General features: G+C 69.5%; 20 protein-coding genes. 15 read left to right on the plus strand and 5 right to left on the minus strand.

Going from position 1 to position 19,090, the window contains the following annotated elements; translation table 11 throughout:
* Position 1: 1 nt before the first annotated feature.
* The gene (locus AU196_RS14700; protein ID WP_059095818.1) at positions 2-769 is read left to right on the plus strand and encodes an enoyl-CoA hydratase/isomerase family protein; all 768 of its coding nucleotides are present in this window, start codon (positions 2-4) and stop codon (positions 767-769) included.
* Between the two features lie 71 nt (positions 770-840).
* Here the strand turns inward: AU196_RS14700 and AU196_RS14705 are convergent, their stop codons facing one another.
* A complete protein-coding gene (locus AU196_RS14705; RefSeq protein WP_059095819.1) occupies positions 841-1,584 on the minus strand; it encodes an SDR family NAD(P)-dependent oxidoreductase in 744 nt (247 codons plus the stop codon).
* A complete protein-coding gene (locus AU196_RS14710; RefSeq protein ID WP_059095820.1) occupies positions 1,581-2,345 on the minus strand; it encodes an SDR family NAD(P)-dependent oxidoreductase in 765 nt (254 codons plus the stop codon). The genes AU196_RS14705 and AU196_RS14710 overlap by 4 nt, the downstream gene beginning before the upstream one ends.
* Positions 2,346-2,423: 78 nt before the next feature.
* Here AU196_RS14710 and AU196_RS14715 point away from each other — a divergent pair, with 78 nt between their 5' ends.
* Together AU196_RS14715 and meaB are read left to right on the plus strand one after the other, a co-directional pair.
* On the plus strand, positions 2,424-3,575 hold the full coding sequence (locus AU196_RS14715; RefSeq protein WP_059095821.1) for a thiolase family protein: 1,152 nt from the start codon (positions 2,424-2,426) through the stop codon (positions 3,573-3,575).
* 27 nt (positions 3,576-3,602) lie between these two features.
* Positions 3,603-4,475, plus strand: a complete 873-nt coding sequence (gene meaB / locus AU196_RS14720; protein ID WP_059095822.1) for a methylmalonyl Co-A mutase-associated GTPase MeaB — start codon at positions 3,603-3,605, stop codon at positions 4,473-4,475.
* A gap of 1 nt (position 4,476) precedes the next feature.
* On the opposite strand, the gene AU196_RS14725 is transcribed toward meaB, so the two are convergent.
* From AU196_RS14725 to AU196_RS14735, 3 genes are read right to left on the minus strand one after another with little or no spacing between them, the layout of a single operon-like run.
* Positions 4,477-5,061 carry a TetR/AcrR family transcriptional regulator gene (locus tag AU196_RS14725; protein ID WP_059095823.1) on the minus strand — a complete coding sequence of 195 codons (585 nt, stop codon included), beginning with the start codon at positions 5,059-5,061 and terminating at the stop codon, positions 4,477-4,479.
* A gap of 30 nt (positions 5,062-5,091) precedes the next feature.
* Positions 5,092-6,705, minus strand: coding sequence for an FAD-dependent oxidoreductase (locus AU196_RS14730; RefSeq protein ID WP_059095824.1), 1,614 nt, complete (start codon positions 6,703-6,705; stop codon positions 5,092-5,094).
* Positions 6,706-6,736: 31 nt separating this feature from the next.
* Positions 6,737-7,459, minus strand: a complete 723-nt coding sequence (locus AU196_RS14735; RefSeq protein WP_059095825.1) for an IclR family transcriptional regulator — start codon at positions 7,457-7,459, stop codon at positions 6,737-6,739.
* A gap of 109 nt (positions 7,460-7,568) precedes the next feature.
* Here AU196_RS14735 and AU196_RS14740 point away from each other — a divergent pair, with 109 nt between their 5' ends.
* Genes AU196_RS14740 through AU196_RS14795 form a run of 12 tightly spaced genes read left to right on the plus strand, consistent with a single transcriptional unit; the run spans position 7,569 to position 19,089 of the window.
* Positions 7,569-8,432, plus strand: coding sequence for an alpha/beta fold hydrolase (locus AU196_RS14740; RefSeq protein ID WP_059095826.1), 864 nt, complete (start codon positions 7,569-7,571; stop codon positions 8,430-8,432).
* Positions 8,432-10,138 (plus strand): bifunctional 3-(3-hydroxy-phenyl)propionate/3-hydroxycinnamic acid hydroxylase, encoded by a 1,707-nt coding sequence (locus tag AU196_RS14745; RefSeq protein WP_059095827.1) that lies wholly within the window; start codon positions 8,432-8,434, stop codon positions 10,136-10,138. Before AU196_RS14740 ends, AU196_RS14745 begins: the two co-directional genes overlap by 1 nt.
* Positions 10,062-11,003, plus strand: coding sequence for a 3-carboxyethylcatechol 2,3-dioxygenase (locus tag AU196_RS14750; RefSeq protein ID WP_082695726.1), 942 nt, complete (start codon positions 10,062-10,064; stop codon positions 11,001-11,003). Before AU196_RS14745 ends, AU196_RS14750 begins: the two co-directional genes overlap by 77 nt.
* Positions 11,004-11,053: 50 nt before the next feature.
* Positions 11,054-12,769: an FAD-binding protein gene (locus tag AU196_RS14755; protein ID WP_231737605.1), complete on the plus strand. Its 1,716-nt coding sequence runs from the start codon at positions 11,054-11,056 to the stop codon at positions 12,767-12,769.
* Complete coding sequence (locus tag AU196_RS14760) at positions 12,766-14,085, plus strand: LLM class flavin-dependent oxidoreductase (RefSeq protein ID WP_059095830.1); 1,320 nt, start codon at positions 12,766-12,768, stop codon at positions 14,083-14,085. The genes AU196_RS14755 and AU196_RS14760 overlap by 4 nt, the downstream gene beginning before the upstream one ends.
* Before the next feature lie 10 nt (positions 14,086-14,095).
* Entirely contained in the window at positions 14,096-14,920 is an 825-nt protein-coding gene (locus AU196_RS14765) for a coniferyl-alcohol dehydrogenase (RefSeq protein ID WP_059095831.1), read from the plus strand.
* Position 14,921: 1 nt separating this feature from the next.
* Positions 14,922-15,911, plus strand: a complete 990-nt coding sequence (locus AU196_RS14770) for a cyclase family protein (RefSeq protein WP_059095832.1) — start codon at positions 14,922-14,924, stop codon at positions 15,909-15,911.
* Positions 15,912-15,922: 11 nt separating this feature from the next.
* Positions 15,923-16,504 carry an NADPH-dependent FMN reductase gene (locus AU196_RS14775; protein WP_059096079.1) on the plus strand — a complete coding sequence of 194 codons (582 nt, stop codon included), beginning with the start codon at positions 15,923-15,925 and terminating at the stop codon, positions 16,502-16,504.
* A complete protein-coding gene (locus AU196_RS14780) occupies positions 16,501-17,343 on the plus strand; it encodes an alpha/beta fold hydrolase (protein ID WP_059095833.1) in 843 nt (280 codons plus the stop codon). Before AU196_RS14775 ends, AU196_RS14780 begins: the two co-directional genes overlap by 4 nt.
* Complete coding sequence (locus tag AU196_RS14785) at positions 17,343-18,191, plus strand: SDR family NAD(P)-dependent oxidoreductase (RefSeq protein ID WP_059095834.1); 849 nt, start codon at positions 17,343-17,345, stop codon at positions 18,189-18,191. Before AU196_RS14780 ends, AU196_RS14785 begins: the two co-directional genes overlap by 1 nt.
* Entirely contained in the window at positions 18,188-18,898 is a 711-nt protein-coding gene (locus tag AU196_RS14790; RefSeq protein WP_059095835.1) for a TetR/AcrR family transcriptional regulator, read from the plus strand. Before AU196_RS14785 ends, AU196_RS14790 begins: the two co-directional genes overlap by 4 nt.
* Positions 18,895-19,089 carry a ferredoxin gene (locus tag AU196_RS14795; RefSeq protein ID WP_059095836.1) on the plus strand — a complete coding sequence of 65 codons (195 nt, stop codon included), beginning with the start codon at positions 18,895-18,897 and terminating at the stop codon, positions 19,087-19,089. Before AU196_RS14790 ends, AU196_RS14795 begins: the two co-directional genes overlap by 4 nt.
* The last annotated feature ends 1 nt before the right edge of the window (position 19,090 follow it).

Here is a 19,090-nt window from a genome sequence, read left to right on the forward strand (position 1 = left end):
TATGTACGACATGCCTGACGAGATCCAGGTCACCGCGGACGGTCCGCTGCGGATCATCACGCTCAACCGCCCGGATGCCCTCAACGCCGTCAACGACGATCTGCACTGCGGTCTGGCGCAATTGTGGCCGCGTCTCAACGAGGATCTCGACGCCCGGGCGGCAGTGATCACCGGTGCGGGACGGGCGTTCTCGGCCGGTGGCGACTTCGCCTACCTCGAGGAGTTGGCCGGGGATGCGCAGCTGCGGCGCAAGACCATCCTGCACGGCCGGGAGATCGTGCTGGGCATGTGCCGGACCCGGATCCCGGTGGTGGCCGCGGTGAACGGGCCGGCCGTCGGCCTGGGCTGCAGCCTGGTCGCGCTCAGCGACATCGTCTACATGGCGCCCACGGCGTACTTCGCCGATCCGCACGTCCAGGTGGGTCTGGTCGCGGCCGACGGCGGTCCGCTGACGTGGCCGCTGCACATCAGCCTGCTGCTGGCGAAGGAATTCGCCATGACGGGGACGCGCATCCCGGCGCAGCGCGCGGCCGAGCTGGGCCTGGCCAACCACATCGTCGAGGATCCGCTCGCCGAGGCGATCGCCTGTGCCGAGAAGATGATGCAGATGCCGCGCCAGGCGCTGGAGGCGACGAAGCGGTTGCTCAACATCCACCTCGAACGGGCCGTGCTCGCGAGCCTCGACTACGCCAACACCGCAGAGGAGCAGTCGTTCCTCACCGAGGACTTCCGCACCATCGTCGCGAAGCTGAACGCCAAGAAGAACTGAGAATCTGAGTCGACTCTGCGCCCAGGGCGGTCGCTACTCGAACTTCTCCGCCCTGGACGCAGACTCGACGCTCAGTGCGCCATCTCTTCGGAGCGCTGGATCGTTCCGGTGATACCGCCGGCATCCTGGGACGCCAGCAGTACCGCCGCGCGGGCCATCGCCTCCGGAGGTTCGACCATCTCCGGCGGGATCTCCATCCCGGCGCCGCCGGCCTGCCAGCCCTCGGTGAGGACGACGCGCGAGGGGCTCAGGCAGTTGACCGCGATGTTGTCGGCCCGCAGGTCCGCCGCCAGGCCGAGATAGAGCCGTTCGGCGGCGGCCTTGGACACCCAGTACGCGTTCGCGCCCTGATCGACCATCGTCACGCCGGTGGTCGTCACCGCGATCAGCGACCCGCCGCCGCGGGCCCGCACGTGTGGGATCACCGCCCTGGTCACCAGGAAGACCCCGGTGAGGTTGACATCGAGACACCGCTGCCACCGCTTCAACGGCGTCGACTCGATGGGTCCGAGCCACAGCACCCCGGCGTTGGCGACCAGGACGTCGATACCGCCGAACGCCGAAACGGTCTCGGCCACCGCGGCTTCCACCGACGACTCGTCGGTGACGTCGCAGGCCACCGGGAGCGCGCGACCGCCGGAGGCGGTGATGGCGTCGGCCACCGATCCGATGGTGCCCGGCAGCCTGCCCGGCTGCTCGGACCGCGCGGCGACCGCGACGGCGGCCCCCTCGGCGGCAAGGGCTTTCGCGACTGTCGCACCGATGCCGCGGCTGGCACCGGCGACGAAGGCCACGCGGCCCTCCAGCGAGTTCACTTGGGCGGGAACCGCAACGCTCCGTCGAGTCGGATGATCTCGCCGTTGAGGTAGTCGTTCTCGATGATGCTCTGCGCCAGTTGCGCGTACTCCGTCGAGCGGCCCATGCGCTTGGGGAACGGCACCTGGGGAGCCCAGTACTGCTCGAGCTGGTCGGCGGCCTTCCCGTAGGCGGGGGTGTTGATGGTGCCGGGCGCGATCGTGCAGACCCGGATGCCCAACGGTGACAGGTCGCGGGCGGCCACCAGCGTCATCCCGAGCACCCCACCCTTGGCCGCCGAGTAGGGCAGCTGGCCGATCTGCCCCTCGTAACCGGCGATCGAGGCGGTGTTGACGATCACGCCGCGGCCACCCTCGTCCAGCGGCTCCGACTTCGCGATCGCCGCCGCACTCAGGCGCATCACGTTGAACACCGCGGTGAGGTAGAACTCGATGGTCTTCTTGAACCCGTCGAGGTCGAGCGGCGAGCCGTCCTTGCCGATCAGCCGGCCGCCGCTGGCGGGCCCACCGTGGGTGTCGACCGAGATGCGCAGCGGGCCGAGCGCTTCGGCTTCGGCGATCGCGGCGTTCACCGACTCCTCGGACGTCGCGTCGGTGCGCACGTACCGCACCCCGAGTTCCTTCTCGAGCGCCTCGCCCTTCTCGTCGGCGAGGTCGGCGACGACCACCTTGGCGCCGGCGCCCTGCAGTCGGCGCACCGTCGCCTCACCCAGTCCGCCTGCGCCCCCGACGACGATCGCTGAGCTACCGGCAATCTGCATGCGCTTCTCCTTCTTGCGACTATGACTCTCTTCTTGAGAGAATATTATTCTCATCCGACGCGGAAACGGAGTCAATCCATGCCAGAAGCCGTCATCGTCGCTGCGCTGCGCACGCCCATCGGCACCGCCATGAAGGGCACGCTTCGCGACACCGACGCCTACGCGTTGGCCGAACACGTCGTCGGAGCCGCGGCCGAGGATCTGCCCGCCGGTCAGATCGACGACGTCATCCTCGGCGAGGGGCTGTACGGCGGTGGCGTGATCGCCCGCCACGCCGCGATCACCGCGGGGCTGACCTCGGTGCCCGGCCTGTCGACCAACCGCCACTGCGCGGCCGGTCAGGCCGCGGTGCAGAGCGCGGCGGCGAGCATCCGGGCGGGGATGGACCAACTCGTGCTCGCCGGTGGGGTCAACTCCGCCTCCACCACACCGCGGTTCACCCGCCGGGCGAGCAGCGCGAAGGACGCCGCGATGCTCGACTGGTTCCCGCCGACGCATCCCGACCGCGCCGACGCCCCGAACATGGACATGTCCATCACGGTGGGGTGGAACGCCGCGGTGCGCGCGGGGGTCAGCCGCGAGGAGATGGACCAGTGGGCGCTCGACTCGCACCGCAAGGCGATCCAGGCCATCGACGAGGGCCGCTTCAAGGAGGAGATCGTCCCCATCGAGACGCCCTACGGGCTGTTCGACACCGACGAGCATCCCCGCCGGGACACCAGCATCGAGAAACTCGCCTCACTCAAACCGCTGCACCCCGAGATCGAGGGCTTCTCGATCACCGCGGGCAACGCCTGCGGCGCCAACGACGGCGCCGCGGTGCTGGCGCTGGCCAGTGACCGGCTCGGGCTGCCCGCCCTCGGTGCGGTGAAGGCCTGGGCGTCGGTCGGCGTCGACCCCGCGTTCACCGGACTCGCGCCCGTCGAGGCGATCCCGAAAGCGCTCAAGCGCGCGGGCATCTCGCTCTCCGACGTCGACCTGTTCGAGATCAACGAGGCGTTCGCCGCGATGTGCGTGGCCACCGTCAAGATGCTCGACATCGATCCGGCCAAGGTCAATGTCAGCGGCAGCGGGTGTTCGCTGGGCCACCCCGTGGCCGCGACGGGTGCCCGCATGCTGGTGACGCTCGTGCACGAGTTGCGTCGCCGCGGGGGAGGCATCGGGGTCGCCGCCATGTGCGCGGGCGGCGGCATGGGCTCCGCCACCGTGATCGAGGTGCCCGGCAGTTGAGGTCGTGAGGCCTAGGGTGGGGTGCACATGGACGTAGACGAGCTCATCGCCGCGGCGCGCAACGGGTCGACCCGCGCCGCGGGCCGGCTGCTCAGCCTGGTCGAGGGCGCCCGCCGCGACGAGGTGCTCGCCGCACTCGGTCACCAGCGGGCGCGCGTCGTCGGTCTGACCGGTCCGCCCGGTGCGGGGAAGTCGACGACGGTCGCGGCGCTGGTCACCGCCTACCGGCAGCGCGGGCTGCGGGTGGCGGTGCTGGCCGTGGACCCGTCCTCGCCCTACAGCGGTGGGGCGTTGCTGGGGGACCGCATCCGGATGGCGGCCCACATCAACGATCCCGACGTGCTCATCCGGTCGGTGGCCACCCGCGGGCATCTCGGCGGGCTGGCCGCCGCGGTCCCCGCCGCGATCCGGTTGCTGGCCGCATTGTCCTACGACCTGATCATCCTGGAGACGGTCGGCGTCGGTCAGTCGGAGATCGAGATCGCCGCGATCGCGGACCCGACGGTGGTCGTGCTCAACCCCGGCGCCGGCGACGCCGTACAGGCCGCCAAGGCGGGTCTGCTCGAAGTCGCCGACATCGTGGTGGTCAACAAGGCGGACCGCGACGGCGCCGATCAGACGGTGCGCGACCTCAGGGGTGAGGTCAGCGTCCCCATTCTCAAACTCGTTGCGGCACAGGGCGACGGGGTTCCGGTGCTGGTGGATGCGATCGACGCCCACCATCGCGACGACACCGCGCAGCGGCGCACCGCCCGGGCCAGGACGCAGATCCTGTCGTTGGCGCACACCCTGCTCCGGACCCATCCCGAACTCGACCGCCTCGCCGAACTCGTCGCCGACGGATCCCGGGATCCCTACGGTGCGGCCGAGCAGTTGTTCGCGGTCCGCATCGAGCGCTGAGTCAGGCGGGCAGGTCGACGATGCGGCGCATCGCGTGCAGCAACTCCTCGCGCAACGTGTCGTCGTCCAGGTCGGCGACCAGGGGGTGCATCACCGCGACGCTGATGACGCCCGAGAGCATTGCCGCGTGCACGCGCGCCCGCGCACCCGTCTCCTCGCCGAGGATCGCGGCGTACAGGCGGTCGATGAACCGCTGGAACGGCTCGTGCTCGGCGAGCATGCGGATGATGACCGGATCGAACTGCAGCACGCTCACCATCCGCCTGCGCTCGACGGCCAACTGGACCACCCGGGTGAGCAGCAGTTCGCGCGCCGATTGGCGGTCGGACTCCGCCTCGGCCGACTCCAGCGCCTCCTCGAGCCAGCCGAGTTCCCGCTCCGTGAGCGCGATGACGATGTCGTCCTTGGTCTTGAACTGGTGGTAGACCGCGGCCTTGGTGACGCCGATGCGGTCGGCGATCATCTGCAGTGACGTCCCACCCACGCCGTGGTCGGCGATCAACGCGAGTGCGGCGTCGAGGATGCGGCCCTGCGCGGCGCTACGCCGCACATCGGAGAACCGTCGGTCGGGCGCTGCGGAGACCACGACTGACAGGGTAGCCACCGGGTTGCCGCGTCAGTAGGGCAGGGACCGGCCCGTCGCCGCGGCGTGACCGGCGCGGACCCCGAAAACCATTGCCGGACCCAGGGTCCCGCCCGCACCGCCGTAGGCCTTGCCCGTCGCACCCGCCATGGCGTTGCCCGCCGCGTAGAGGCCGGGGATCGGGGCGCCGCCGACGTGCAGCACCCGGCCGTCGCGGTCGGTGCGGGGCCCACCCTTGGTGCCCATCGCGCCGATGCCCACCGGCACGGCGTAGTAGGGCGGGGTGTCGATCGGTCCCAGGGTCTGCAGCGCCGGACTGGGCGCGTGCGGGTCGCCCCAGTAGCCGTCGTACGCGCTGGCGCCCCTGCCGAAGTCGGGGTCGCGTTCCTCGGCGACGTGGTGGTTCCAGTCGTCGAGCGTGCGGGCCAGCCCGTCGGCGTCGATCCCGGTCTTCTCGCCGAGTTCGGTCAGGTCGGCGGACTTCGCATACCAGTCCGGTGCGGGGCCGTCGGGTTCGACCGCGAGGAAGCCGTACTTCTTGAGGTGCAGCGAGTCGAACACGATCCACGCGGGATCGTTGACGTAGCCGTGTCGGGGGTCGAGGTACTGGAACGCCCCGGCCATCGAGTTGTACTCCCCGGCCTCGTTGACGAACCGTCTGCCGGCCCGATTGACGATGATGCTGCGCGGGCGGGTGCGTTCCAAGCGGACGCTGCGGCTGCGGGGGTGTCCGTCGATGGTGTCGCCGGGGATCTGCACGATCGGCACCCACCACGCCTCGCCCATGTTGGCGAGTTCGGCGCCGTGGGCCATCGCCATCCGCAGGCCGTCGCCGGTGTTGTTGGGCGGGGAGACCGGGCCGTGCATCGGTCCGCGCAGGAAGGCCTCGACGAGCGTGCGGTCCCATTCGAACCCGCCCGTGCCGAGGATGACGGCTCGTCGGGCGTGCACCCGGATTTCTCTGTCGGGCTGCTGAATTCGTACACCGGCGATGCGGCCGTCGTCGGCGATCAGCTCGACGGCGCGCGATTCGGTCTGCGGTGTGACGCCGGCGTCGAGCAGGCCCTTGAGCAGGCCCGCGATCAGCGCCGTCCCGGCCACGCACGGGTCTTCCAGGGTCTCGTCGACCGAGGCGTGGATGCGGGCGCGTGTCTCGGCGTCGATGCCGACGTTGCTGAAGTCGGCGGGGAACGAGGTGATGCGGTCGCGCCACGGCCCCAACCGCGCGAGGTCGAAGGGCGCCGCCGACAGTGACCGGCCGCCGCCCGGGCGCCCGCCGGGGAGTTCGGGTTTGTAGTCGGGGAAGCCCTCGGCGACCGAGAAGCGCAGGCCGCTGTGTGCCTCGACGAATTCGAGCATCCGCGGCCCGGTCCGGACGAACGTGTCGACCAGGTCGTCGTCCATCACGCCGAGCGACTGGGCTTTCAAGTAGGCCAGGGCGTCCTCGACGGTCAACTCGTCCGAGGCGCGGTCGTGGGCGGGGATCCACACGATGCCGCCTGAGACCGCCGTGGTCCCGCCGACGGTCGGCGCCTTCTCGTACACCTCGACCGCGGCGGCGTGCACGGCGGCGGTCAGCGCCGCGGCCAGACCGGCGCCCCCGCTGCCCAGTACGACGACATCGGTCTCGTGGTCCCAAGCGCTCACTTCAGGTCCTTCCTGTCGGGACGCACCCTCCTCAGAGGATGGCGGCGAGTTCCTTGGCGGCGGTGATCACGGCGTCCTTCCCGCCCAGCACGACGTCCTCGCGGTGCGAGATCAGGTTGATGCACGTCGGCGGGGACGGCGGCCGCCGGCGCACCGGCACCGCCAGGCCGTAGGTGTTGGGTTCCACCTCGCCGTGGGTGATCACCCAGCCCTGTTCGCGGGCCCGGGGCACCAGATCCCGCTCGCCCGCGCGCGGCGGCATGCTCGCCAGCAGTGCGATACCGGCGGCCCCGCGGTCGAGCGGATACCGGCTGCCCTCGTGGAATGACAAGTGGTAGTACACATTCGTCGGGCTGATGACCGCCACCGCCACCTGCTGTTCACCCTCGGCCACCAACAGTGACACCGTGGTGCCGAGTTCGTCGGCGAGTCCGCGCAGCACCGGAACGCTCAGCGCGCGCACGTTGTTGTCGAACGACGAGCCGAGCAGCGCGAGGCCGGCCGCCGGCCGGTATCGGCCGTCCTCACCCTTGGCGACGTAGCGGAACTGGGTGAGCGTGCCGAGTAGCCGGTAGGCGATGGTGCGGTGCACGCCGACGTAGTCGGCCACCTGCTGCACGGTGAGCCCGCTCGGCGCCGTCGCGACGGCCTGCAGCGCCGACAGGCCTCGCGCCAGGGTCTGGGACCCCGCCGCGAGTTTGTCGGGCACATTTCCCTCGGTTCCCATGCCGCCCGCTCCCTTGACAGACGTCATCGTGAGAGTGATGCTCTTAACATAGTGCACATTAGTGAGCGATATTAGCACGCTGCGCTACCGATAAGCGAGAATGGCATTTCCACCGCAGAGGGGAGAGCGAGGCTCCGTGGCCGAGCACGAAAGCGTCTGGTGCGACCTGCAGGGTGTCGCGTTCTCGCAGGGCTACCTCGACGCCCGCGGGGTGCGCACGCGCTACCTGCACGCCGGCGAGTACGACAAACCCGCACTGGTCCTCCTGCACGGGTCGGGCGGCCACGCCGAGGCGTACGTCCGCAATCTGGAGGCACACGCCGAGCACTTCTCCACCTGGTCGATCGACATGCTGGGGCACGGTTACACCGACAAACCCGGACATCCCCTCGAGGTCCGCCACTACGTGGACCATCTGCGCGCCTTCCTCGATGCCATCGGCGTTGAAAAGGCCTACATCAGTGGGGAATCGCTGGGCGGTTGGGTGGCCGCTCGGTTGGCCTCCGACCACGGCGACCGGGTGACGAGGTTGGTGCTCAACACCGCCGGTGGTTCGCAGGCCGATCCGGAGGTCATGAAGCGCATCGTCACGCTGTCCATGGCGGCCGCCGAGGATCCCAGCTGGGAGACGGTTCAGGCCCGCATCAAGTGGTTGATGGCCGACAAGAGCAAGGGATACGACGACATCGTCGCCAGCCGCCAACGCGTCTACCGCCAGCCGGGATTCGTGGGCGCGATGCGCGACATCATGGCGCTGCAGGACCCCGAGATCCGCGCGCGCAACCTGCTCGGCCCCGAGGAGTACGGTGCGATCACCGCGCCGACGCTGGTCGTGTGGACCAGCGACGATCCGACGGCCGACGTCGAAGAGGGACGGCGGATCGCGTCGATGATCCCCGGGGCCCGGTTCGAGGTGATGCCCGGCTGCGGGCACTGGCCGCAGTACGAGGATCCCAAGACCTTCAACCGGTTACACGTCGACTTCCTGCTGGGGCGCTGATGACGCAGGCCACCCGAGGAGACGGTACGGGCATCGACGTCGTCATCGTCGGCGCGGGCCCGGTGGGGCTGACGCTGGCCAACATCCTGGGCCTGCAGGGCGTGCGCACCGTGATCGTCGAGGAGCGGGCCACGCTGATCGACTACCCCCGGGGCGTCGGACTCGACGACGAGGCGCTGCGGACGTTCCAGGCGATCGGCCTGGTGGACAAGGTCCTGCCGCACACCGTGCCGAACCAGATCCTGCGGTTCTTCGACGGGAACCGCCGGCTGCTCGCGGAGATGGCGCCACCGGACGCGCGGTTCGGGTGGCCGAAGCGCAACGGGTTCGTCCAGCCCATGGTTGACGCCGAACTGCACGCCGGATTGGCGCGATTCCCCCACGTCGAGGTGCGCTGGGGGCAGAGGATGGCCGCATGCGAGCAGACCGCGGACGGCGTGACGGTGCGACTCGACGGCGACCCCACGCCGGTGCGGGCGCGTTACCTGGTCGGCTGTGACGGTGGCCGTAGTGCGACGCGGCGCCTGATGGGGGTGTCGTTCGACGGCACCACCTCGCCGACGCGCTGGTTGGTCGTCGACATCGCCAACGATCCGCTGGGCCACCCGAACAGCGAGGTGGGTGCGGACCCCGCCCGCCCGTACGCCTCGATCTCGATCGCGCACGGAATCCGCCGGTTCGAGTTCATGATCCACGCCGACGAGACCGACGAACAGGCCGAGGACCCCGCGTTCATCCACCGGATGCTGGGCCTGCTGGTGCCGCACCCCGAACGCGTCGAGGTGATCCGCCACCGGCTGTACACCCACCACTCCCGGATCGCCGGCGCCTTCCGCCAGGGTCGGATGTTCCTCGCCGGCGACGCGGCGCACCTGATGCCCGTGTGGCAGGGGCAGGGTTACAACAGCGGTATCCGCGACGCGGCGAACCTCGGCTGGAAACTCGCCGCGGTGGTCAACGGCCGTGCGGGTGATGCGCTGCTCGACACCTACGACGTCGAACGCCGCAAACACGCCAGGGCGATGATCGATCTGTCCACCATGGTCGGCCGGGTCATCTCACCGACCAACCGCCGCATCGCTGCGGTGCGGGACAAGCTGATTCGTGGCGCGTCGGTCGTCCCGACCCTCAAGCGCTACGTGCTGGAGATGCGATTCAAGCCGATGCCCCGGTACGAGCAGGGTGCGGTCTTCCATCCGGAGGCGCCGTCACCGACCTCACCGACGGGGACCCTGTTCGTCCAACCGCGCGTCGACACCCGCGTCGACCAGAACGTGCTGCTCGACGAGGTGCTCGGCACGGGTTTCGCAGTGCTGTGCTGGAACAACAACCCGCGCGCACTGCTCGGCGCCGAGATCTTCGACCGGTGGAAGGCGCTGGGCGCGCGGTTCATCGCCGCACGGCCGTCGACACAGCTGCACTGGACCGGTCACGACGATCCCGACGTGACCGTGGTCGGTGACCGGACGGGCGCGCTGAAGGGCTGGTTCGACGCGCACGCCGAATCAGTGCTGTTCCTCCGTCCCGACCGCTGCATCGCCGGTGCCTGTATCGCCCAGCGCGCCCCCGAGGTGAGCACCGCCCTGTTCGGGGTGCTCCATCTGACCCAGGGAGGAGGCAATGGTCACCATGGCGCAGATCGCCCTGTGCTGCATGTCGCACAGTCCGCTCCTGAATCTTCCGGGACCGTCGCGGGAACTCCTTGACGAGATCGAGGCGGCGCTCGCCGTCGCCCGCGACTTCGTCGCCGACTTCGATCCGGAACTGGTGGTCACCTTCTCCCCGGACCACTACAACGGGTTCTTCTACAAGGTCATGCCCCCGTTCTGCGTCGGCACCTCGGCGCAGGGCGTCGGGGACTACGGCAGCCACGCCGGGCCACTCGACGTGCCGAGGGGCCTCGCCGAGGAACTGGCCACCGCAGTGCTGGAAGCCGGTGTGGACGTGGCGATCTCGGCGAGCATGGACGTCGACCACGGCACCGTGCAACCGCTGCAGAACCTGTTCGGCCAGGCGACCGCCCGTCCCGTCGTCCCCGTCTTCATCAACTCCGTGGCGACACCGTTGGGTCCGCTGCGCCGCTCCCGTCTGCTCGGCGCGGCGGTCGGCAGGTACCTCGCGACGCTCGACAGGCGCGTCCTGGTGATCGGGTCGGGTGGGCTGTCCCACGACCCGCCGGTGCCCACTCTGGCGACCGCTCCGCCCGCTGCGCTCGACCGCATCGTGCACGGCGCGCCGATGAGCGCCGAACAGCGGATGGCCCGGCAGTCCGCGGTGATCGACGCGGCGCAGGCCTTCGCGCACGGGCAGAGTCCGCTGCAGCCGCTCAATCCCGCCTGGGACGCCACCTTCCTGGAGATCCTCGACGAGGGCTGGTTGTCCGACCTCGACGGGTGGTCGAACGCGTTCATCGCCCGTGAGGGCGGCAACTCCGCGCACGAGATCCGCACCTGGGTCGCCGCATTCGCGGCCCTGGCGGCAGGCGGCGGCTATCGCACGGTGCAGCGGTTCTACCGCGCCGCACCGGAATTGATCGCCGGGTTCGCGATCCGGACGGCGGTGCCCGCGTGAACTTCGACAGGCAGGTCGACGTGCTGGTGGTCGGGTCCGGGGGAGGCGGGATGACGGCCGCGCTGACCGCGAACGCCTGCGGGCTCGACACCCTCGTGGTCGAGAAGGCGGCGCACTTCGGCGGGTCCACGGCGCTGTCGGGCGGTGGGATCTGGGTGCCGGGTGCGCCGTCTCAGCGCAAGGCCGGCTACACACCGGATCCCGAGGCGGTCTTCGGCTACCTCAAACACATCACCGGCGGACTGGTCAGCGACGCGCGGTTACGCACCTACGTCGACTCCGCCCCGCAGATGATGGAGTTCCTCGAAGACCTCAGCCCCTGGTTCGAATTCGTGTGGAAGCCCGGTTACGCCGACTACTACCCCGAACTGCCGGGCGGCTCGGAACTCGGTAGCACGATCAACGTGCCCGCCATCGACCTGCGCGAACTCGGCGACGAGGAACAACACCTGCTTCAGCCGCTGGCGCTGGCGCCGAAGGGAATCTGGTTCGCGCCCAAGGACCTTCGCCTCTTTTACCAGGTTCGGCAGAATTGGCGCGGCAAGGCCGTGCTGGTCAAGCTGATCTGGCGGATGGTGCGGGCGCGGGTGTTCGGCGACCGGATGGCCGCGATCGGCCAGTCGCTGGCAGCGCGGATGCGACTGGCCATGAAACAGGAGAACATCCCGCTGTGGCTGGGTGCCCCGATGACCGAGCTGATCACCGGTCCCGACGGCGAGGTGGTCGGTGCGGTCGTCGAAAAGGACGGGCGCGCCGTCCGCATCGGTGCCCGTCGCGGCGTCATCCTGGCCGCAGGCGGGTTCGACCACGACATGGACTGGCGCAGGCAGCACCTTCCGGAGCTGGAGAAGGACTGGAGCTTCGGTAACCCGGCCAACCTGGGTGACGGGATCCGCGCCGGCGAGAAGGTCGGCGCGGCAAGTGAACTGCTCGACGAGGCGTGGTGGTTCCCGGCGATGTGCTGGCCCGACGGCCGGTTGCAGTTCATGCTCAACGAGCGCATGATGCCGTCGCAGTTCGTCGTCAACGGCGACGGCAGACGCTTCATCAACGAGGCCGCGCCGTACATGGATTTCGCGCACGCGATGATCGATGGTCAGCGCTCCGGTGTCACCCACATCCCGTGCTGGCTGATCACCGACATCCGCTCGTTCCACCGCTACGTGGTGGGCGGCCACCTGCCCATCCCGAAGGTGCCCTTCGCCCCGGTGCCCACCGGCTGGAAGGTGCCCAGGGCGTGGCTGGACTCCGGTGTGGTCAAGGAAGCCCACTCGTGGGAGGAGATGGCGGACAAGATCGGTGTGCCCGCGCAGAACCTGCGCCAGACCGCCGAACGGTTCGACGAACTCGCCCGCAAGGGCCACGACGACGACTTCAACCGCGGTGACAGCGCGTACGACAACTACTACGGCGACCCCACGCTGCCCAACCCCAACCTGCACCCCCTGGGCAGGCCGCCGTACTACGCGTTCCAGATCATCCTCGGCGACCTCGGCACGTCGGGCGGCCTGCGGACCGACGAACACGCCCGCGTGCTCCGCGACGACGACTCGGTGGTGCCCGGCCTCTACGCGGTGGGCAACAATTCCGCCGCGGTGATGGGCCGCAGCTACGCCGGCGCGGGCGCGACGATCGGGCCCGCGATGACGTTCGGCTACGTCGCCGCCAAACACCTCGCCGCGCAGGCGGATTCCGGCCGGACCGACCGGAAACACGAACACACTCAACCCAGTCCAGGGCCGTCACCCATCGGAGGTAGCACATGAAAATCTCGCTGTTCTACGAATTCCCGCTGCCGCGGCCGTGGTCGGAGGACGACGAGCACCAGTTGTTCCAGCACGGCCTGGACGAGGTCGAGGCCGCCGACAAGGCGGGCTTCTCGACGGTCTGGCTGACCGAGCACCACTTCCTCGAGGAGTACTGCCACTCGACCGCCCCGGAGATGTTCCTCGCCGCGGCCAGCCAGCGCACCAAGGACATCCGGCTCGGCTTCGGCGTCATGCATCTGCCGCCGCCGATCAACCATCCCGCGCGCATCGCCGAGCGGATCGCCACCCTCGACCACCTGTCGAACGGCCGCGTCGAATTCGGCACCGGTGAGGGGTCCTCGGTCGCCGAACTCGGCGGGTTCAACATCGACCCCGCCGACAAGCGCAGCATGTGGGAGGAGGCGCTGGAGGTCTCGATCCGCTGTATGACCGAGGCGCCGTTCACCGGGTTCAAGGGCGAACACGTCGAGATGCCCGCCCGCAACGTGATCCCCAAGCCGCTGCAGCAGCCGCATCCGCCGGTCTGGGTGGCGTGCACCCGTCCGTCGTCGGTGCAGATGGCCGCGCAGAAGGCCATCGGCGCGCTGAGCTTCGCCTACACCGGTCCGGAAGCGTTGAAGGACCGGGTGGACGGCTACTACAGGGAGTTCGAGGAGAAGGGTGCGCCGATCACCCCGGCGATCAACCCGAACCTGCTGGCCATCGGCGGCGATCTGTCGATGATGGTGGCCAAGACCGACGAGCAGGCGCTCGATCGGCTCGGCATCGGTGGCGGGTTCTTCTCCTTCGGGATCATGCACTACTACCTGACCGGTATGCACACCCCCGGCCGCACCGGGGTCTGGGAACTGTACGAGAAGGCGGTCAAGGAGGATCCGACCCTGGCGTACGGACCGGGCCGCGGCGCCATCGGATCGCCCGACACCGTGCGCGAATTCCTGCGTGGCTACGAAGCCAGCGGCGTCGACGAGATCATCCTGCTGCTCAACCCGCGCAGCCACGAGGGCACGATGGAGTCCATCGAGATCATGGGCAAGGAGATCCTGCCCGAGTTCATCGAGCGCGACGAGAAAGCGGTCAAGGACAAGGCCAAGCGCCTCGCGCCGGTCATCGAGAAGGTCGAGGCGCGTCGTCAGCCGTCGGACACGCCGATGTTCGACGAGACGTACTCGTTCGGCGGTCTGCCCACCGGCCGCGGGGGCAAGTTCACCGCGGGCGAGATCCCCGAGGCCATGGCCGAGATCAACGAGGGCCGGGTGAAGGCCGCAGAGCAGGAGAAGCAGGCCAGGGCGGTCAAGGAAGCGTCGGGCTAGGCCGACTCACGTGGGTGAAATCGACCGGCTGTGGCGTTACGACGGTAAGCGGGTTGTGGTCACCGGATGCGCGTCGGGTATCGGCGCACACCTCGTGCGGCAGCTCGGCGAACTCGGCGCCCGGGTGGTGGGTTTGGACATGCGCAGGCCCGCGGTGGATCTCGACGAGTTCGGCGAGCTCGACCTCTCGGACGAGGCGTCCATCGACCATGCGGTGGCGGCCGTCGGCGGGGACGTCGACGTGTTGTTCAACGTGGCAGGCGTGTCCTCCGGCATCGGCGATCCGCCGCTGGTGACGCGGATCAATTTCCTCGGCACCCGCCATCTCACCGAGTCACTGTTGCCGCGGATGCGGCCGGGGTCGGCGATCGTCAGCGTGTCCTCGCTCGCGGCGGCGTCGTACCTCGACAACGTGCACACCACGGCCGGACTGGTGCAGACGGCCACCATGGAGGACGGGATCGACTGGTGCGCGGCGCATCCTGAGGCGCTCGCCGACGGGGGATACCGGTTGGCCAAGGAGGCGCTCATCCTCTACACCATGCGCAGCGCCGGTCCGCTCGGCGCCCGCGGGATCCGGATCAACTGCACGGGGCCGGGCGTCACCGAGACGCCGATCCTCGACCAGTTGCGCACCGCGTACGGACCGGCGTTCCTCGACGACATCCCCAAACCACTCGGCCGGGTATCGGATCCGGAGGAACAGTCCGCGGTCCTGCTGTTCCTCGGCGGCGACGCCGCCAGTTACATCACCGGCCAGGTCATCTGGGTCGACGGTGGAAACCTCGCCGGCCGGGTGGCCGCGACCTTGGACGCGACTTCAGAAGGGACGTGATGTGGCCACACTCGACGAATTCCGTCGCGCGGGGGAGGCGCTGCGCAACTGGGGGCGGTGGGGTGACGCCGACGAACTCGGCACGCTGAACTTCATCACCGCCGAGAAGGTGGCCGAGGGGGCGCGTCTGGTCCGGCACGGCAAGGTCTTCCCGCTGGGCGTCGACTTCGGCTCGGCCGGACCTCAGGGAGCGTTCCAGTACCGGCCCAACCCGATGCACGTGATGACCGTCGACGGCGGCGACGCCAACACCCTGGTGCAGTACGGCCCGCAGTGGTTGAAGAACACCGTCGCCCAGCAGCTCGCCGGGTATTTCGTCGACAACCCGTTCCGGTTCAACGACGACATGATCATCATGCCCTTGCAGGCGGCGACCCAGTGGGATGCGCTGTCGCACGTCTACTACGACGACCGGCTGTACAACGGGTTCCCGGCCGATTCGGTGACCAGCCAGGGCGCGTTCCACTGCGGTATCGACAAGGTCGACACCAAGGGCATCACCTCCCGCGGCGTGCTGCTCGACCTGGTGCGTCACCGCGGCGCGGACGTGTTCTGCGAACACGGTGAGCCGATCACCCCCGACGAACTCGACGAAGTGGCGCGCGCACAGGGGGTTTCGGTGGGCAGCGGTGACATCGTGCTGATCCGGACCGGCTGGTGGGACAGGTTCCTGGAGGCCGGCGACGGCACCGAACCGTACGCCGGGCTGGACTGGCGTTGCGCATCGTGGTTGCACGAGCGCGAGGTGGCCGCGGTGGCCGCCGACAACCTCATGGTCGAGGATCCGGTGTCCGGGGTCGAGGGCACGATCCTGCCGATGCACATGCTGTGCCTGCGAGATATGGGCCTGATGCTGGGCGAGTACTGGGATCTGGGGGCGCTGGCCGCCGACTGCGCCGCCGACGGCGTGTACGAGTTCCAGCTCATCGCACCGCCGTTACGGGTCACCGGTGCGGTCGGCGCGCCGCTCAATCCGATCGCCATCAAGTGACGGGGGAGACGATGACCGCATCAGATGAGGGCCCGCTGGTCGTCGGGCTCGGCGGCACCCTGCGCGCCAACTCGTCGACGGAGCGGGCGGTGCGGTACTGCCTGGAGGCCGTCGAACGCCAGGGCGGGCGCACCCGGATGTTCGCCGGTCCCGACCTCGACCTGCCGATGTATGCGCCGCACCAGCTGGAGCGCACCCCGCGCGCGCTGGAACTCGTTGCCGCGCTGCGGGATGCCGACGCAGTCGTCGTCGGATCGCCGGGGTACCACGGTGCCATCTCGGGTCTGGTGAAGAACGCGCTCGACTACATCGAGGACCTGCGGGAGGACCCGCGGGTCTATCTGGACAACACGCCGTGGGGCTGCATCAGCTGCGCGTACGGGTGGCAGGCGGCGGTGAACACGCTCGGCCAGTTGCGTTCGATCGGCCACGCGCTGCGGGCCTGGCCGACGCCGCTCGGTGTGGCGATCAACTCGGCGGAGGCGGTCTGGGACGACGGCGGGGTGCTGGTCGACGAACCGGTGCGCAACCAACTCGACATGCTGGCCAACCAGGTGCTGACGTTCGCGCAGGCACACCGGACGGCGACGTGAGCTTCCAGCGCAAGTCGGTCGCCGTCGACGGGCTGACCACCGGCTATCTCGAAGCGGGACAGGGCGATCCGGTCGTGCTGCTGCACGGCGGGGAGTTCGGGGCCTCCGCCGAACTGGGCTGGGAGCGCGTGATCGATGTGCTCGCCGAGCGGTACCACGTGCTCGCCCCCGACATGCTGGGGTTCGGCCGGTCGGCGAAGGTCGTCGACTTCACCGACGGCCGCGGGATGCGGATCCGGCACGTCGCCCGGTTCTGCGAGGTCCTCGACGTGCGCACGGCGCATGTCGTCGGCAACTCGATGGGGGCGATCAACCTGCTCGTCGACGCCACGTCCGGGGCGCCCGTGCTGCCCGCCCGCAGCCTCGTGGCGATCTGCGGCGGCGGGACCATCCAGCGCAACGAGCACGCCGACGCCCTCTACGACTACGACGCGACGCTCGACGGGATGCGCAGCATCGTCGCGGCGCTGTTCGCCGACGCGTCGTATCCGGCGGACGACAACTACGTGCGGCGGCGCTACGAATCCTCGATCGCCCCCGGCGCGTGGGAATCGTTGGCGGCGGCACGGTTCCGCAGGCCCGGTCTGGAGCCGCCGCCACCGCCGTCGGCCACCCGGCCGTACGACCGCATCGCCGTACCCACCCTGATCGTCGAAGGGGAACGCGACAAACTGCTGCCGCCGGGATGGGCGGCCGAGATCGCCGGCCAGATCAGCGGCGCGCGGTCGGCGATCGTCCCCGCCGCCGGGCACTGCCCGCAGATCGAGCAGCCGGCCGCGGTCGCCGAACTGCTCTTCGAGTTCTTCGCCGACGTCTCCCAACGAAAGGTGTCCGCCTGATGGTCACGCGACCCAACAACGAACTGGTCGGCAAGGTCGTGATCGTCACCGGGGGTGCATCGGGGATCGGCCGCGGCATCGTCGAACGGTTCGTCGCCGAGGGCGCCAAGGTCGTCATCGCCGACGTGCAGGACGAACTCGGCGAGACGCTGGCGGCGCAATCCGGACCGAACGCGGTGTTCCACCACACCGACGTGGGCGACCAACGACAGATGGGCCTGCTGGTGGACACCGCCGTCGAGCGGTTCGGCGCACTGGACGTCATGGTGAACAACGCGGGCATCTCCAGCCCGCTGCGGCGCGGCCTGTTCACCGAGGACCTCGAGGAGTTCGACCGGGTGATGCGGGTGAACCTGCTCAGCATCATGGCGGGCACGCGTGACGCGGGGCGGTACATGTCCGAACACGGTGGCGGGTCGATCATCAACCTGTCGTCGATCGGCGGCATCCAGGCCGGTGGCGGGGTTCCGGTGTACCGCGCGTCGAAGGCGGCCATCCTGCACTTCACCAAGTGCGCGGCGATCGAGCTGGCGCACTACGAGATTCGCGTCAACTGCATCGCGCCGGGCAACATCCCGACCCCGATCCTGCAGTCCTCGGCCACCGGGGAGGACCGTGAGCGGCTCGAGAGGTTCGAGGCCAGGATCCGCGCGCAGATGCGCAACGACCGTCCGCTCAAGCGGGACGGCACCCCCGACGACGTCGCGGAGGCCGCGCTGTACCTGGCCACCGACCGTTCGCGGTACGTCACCGGCATCGTGCTGCCCGTCGAGGGCGGGACGATCGCCGGGAAGATCATCCCGCGCAAGGCCGACTCGGAATCGACGGTCAACGGCTCACCGACGTGACTTTAAATCAGTCGCTTGACTTAAGGTCCCCGGCCCGGTTGACTGTGAGCGTGACCACAGCGAGGACCGCGCGGGCCGAGCGTGCCAACAGCACCCAGGAGGCGATCCTGCGGGCCGCCGAACGGCTCTACGCCGAGCACGGCGTGTTCGCCGTCTCCAACCGCCAGGTCAGCGAGGCCGCGGGGCAGGGGAACAACGCCGCGGTCGGCTACCACTTCGGCACCAAGACCGACCTGGTCCGGGCCATCGAGTTCAAACACCGCGGGCCGATCGAGCGGCTGCGCGAGAAGATGGTGGCCGACCTCGGTCCGGCGCCCGACATGCGCGACTGGGTGGCCTGTCTGGTCCGGCCGCTGACCGACCATCTGGCCGAACTGGGCAACCCGAGTTGGTACGCGCGGTTCGCCGCCCAGGTGATGACCGACCCCGCCTACCACAGCATGATCGTGCGCGATGCGCTGTCGTCGGCCTCCCTGGTCGAGGTGATCAACGGGATCGGCAGCGCCCTGCCGGACCTGCCGCCCTACGTGCGCGCCGAGCGCAATGTGATGGGCCGAAATCTGTTGATGCACAGCTGCGCCGAGCGGGAACGCAGCCTGGCCGAAGGTGTGGCGGTGCCGCGCGCCTCGTGGGCGGCGGCGGCGTCGGGTCTCATCGACGCCATCGTCGGACTGTGGCAGGCGCCCGTCACCGAGGTGCCCCGATGAAGGTCACCGTCGATCAGGACAAGTGCGTGTCGTCGGGCCAGTGCGTGCTCAACGCCTCCGACGTCTTCGACCAGCGCGACGACGACGGGGTCGTCGAGCTGCTCGTCGAACACCCAGACCCCGACCAGGAGGCCGACGTGCGCAACGCGGCCGCCGCCTGCCCAGCCCTTGCCATCCACCTCGAGGAGTGAT

It is taken from the genome of Mycobacterium sp. IS-1742 (assembly GCF_001500125.1).
Taxonomy (GTDB): Bacteria; Actinomycetota; Actinomycetes; order Mycobacteriales; family Mycobacteriaceae; genus Mycobacterium.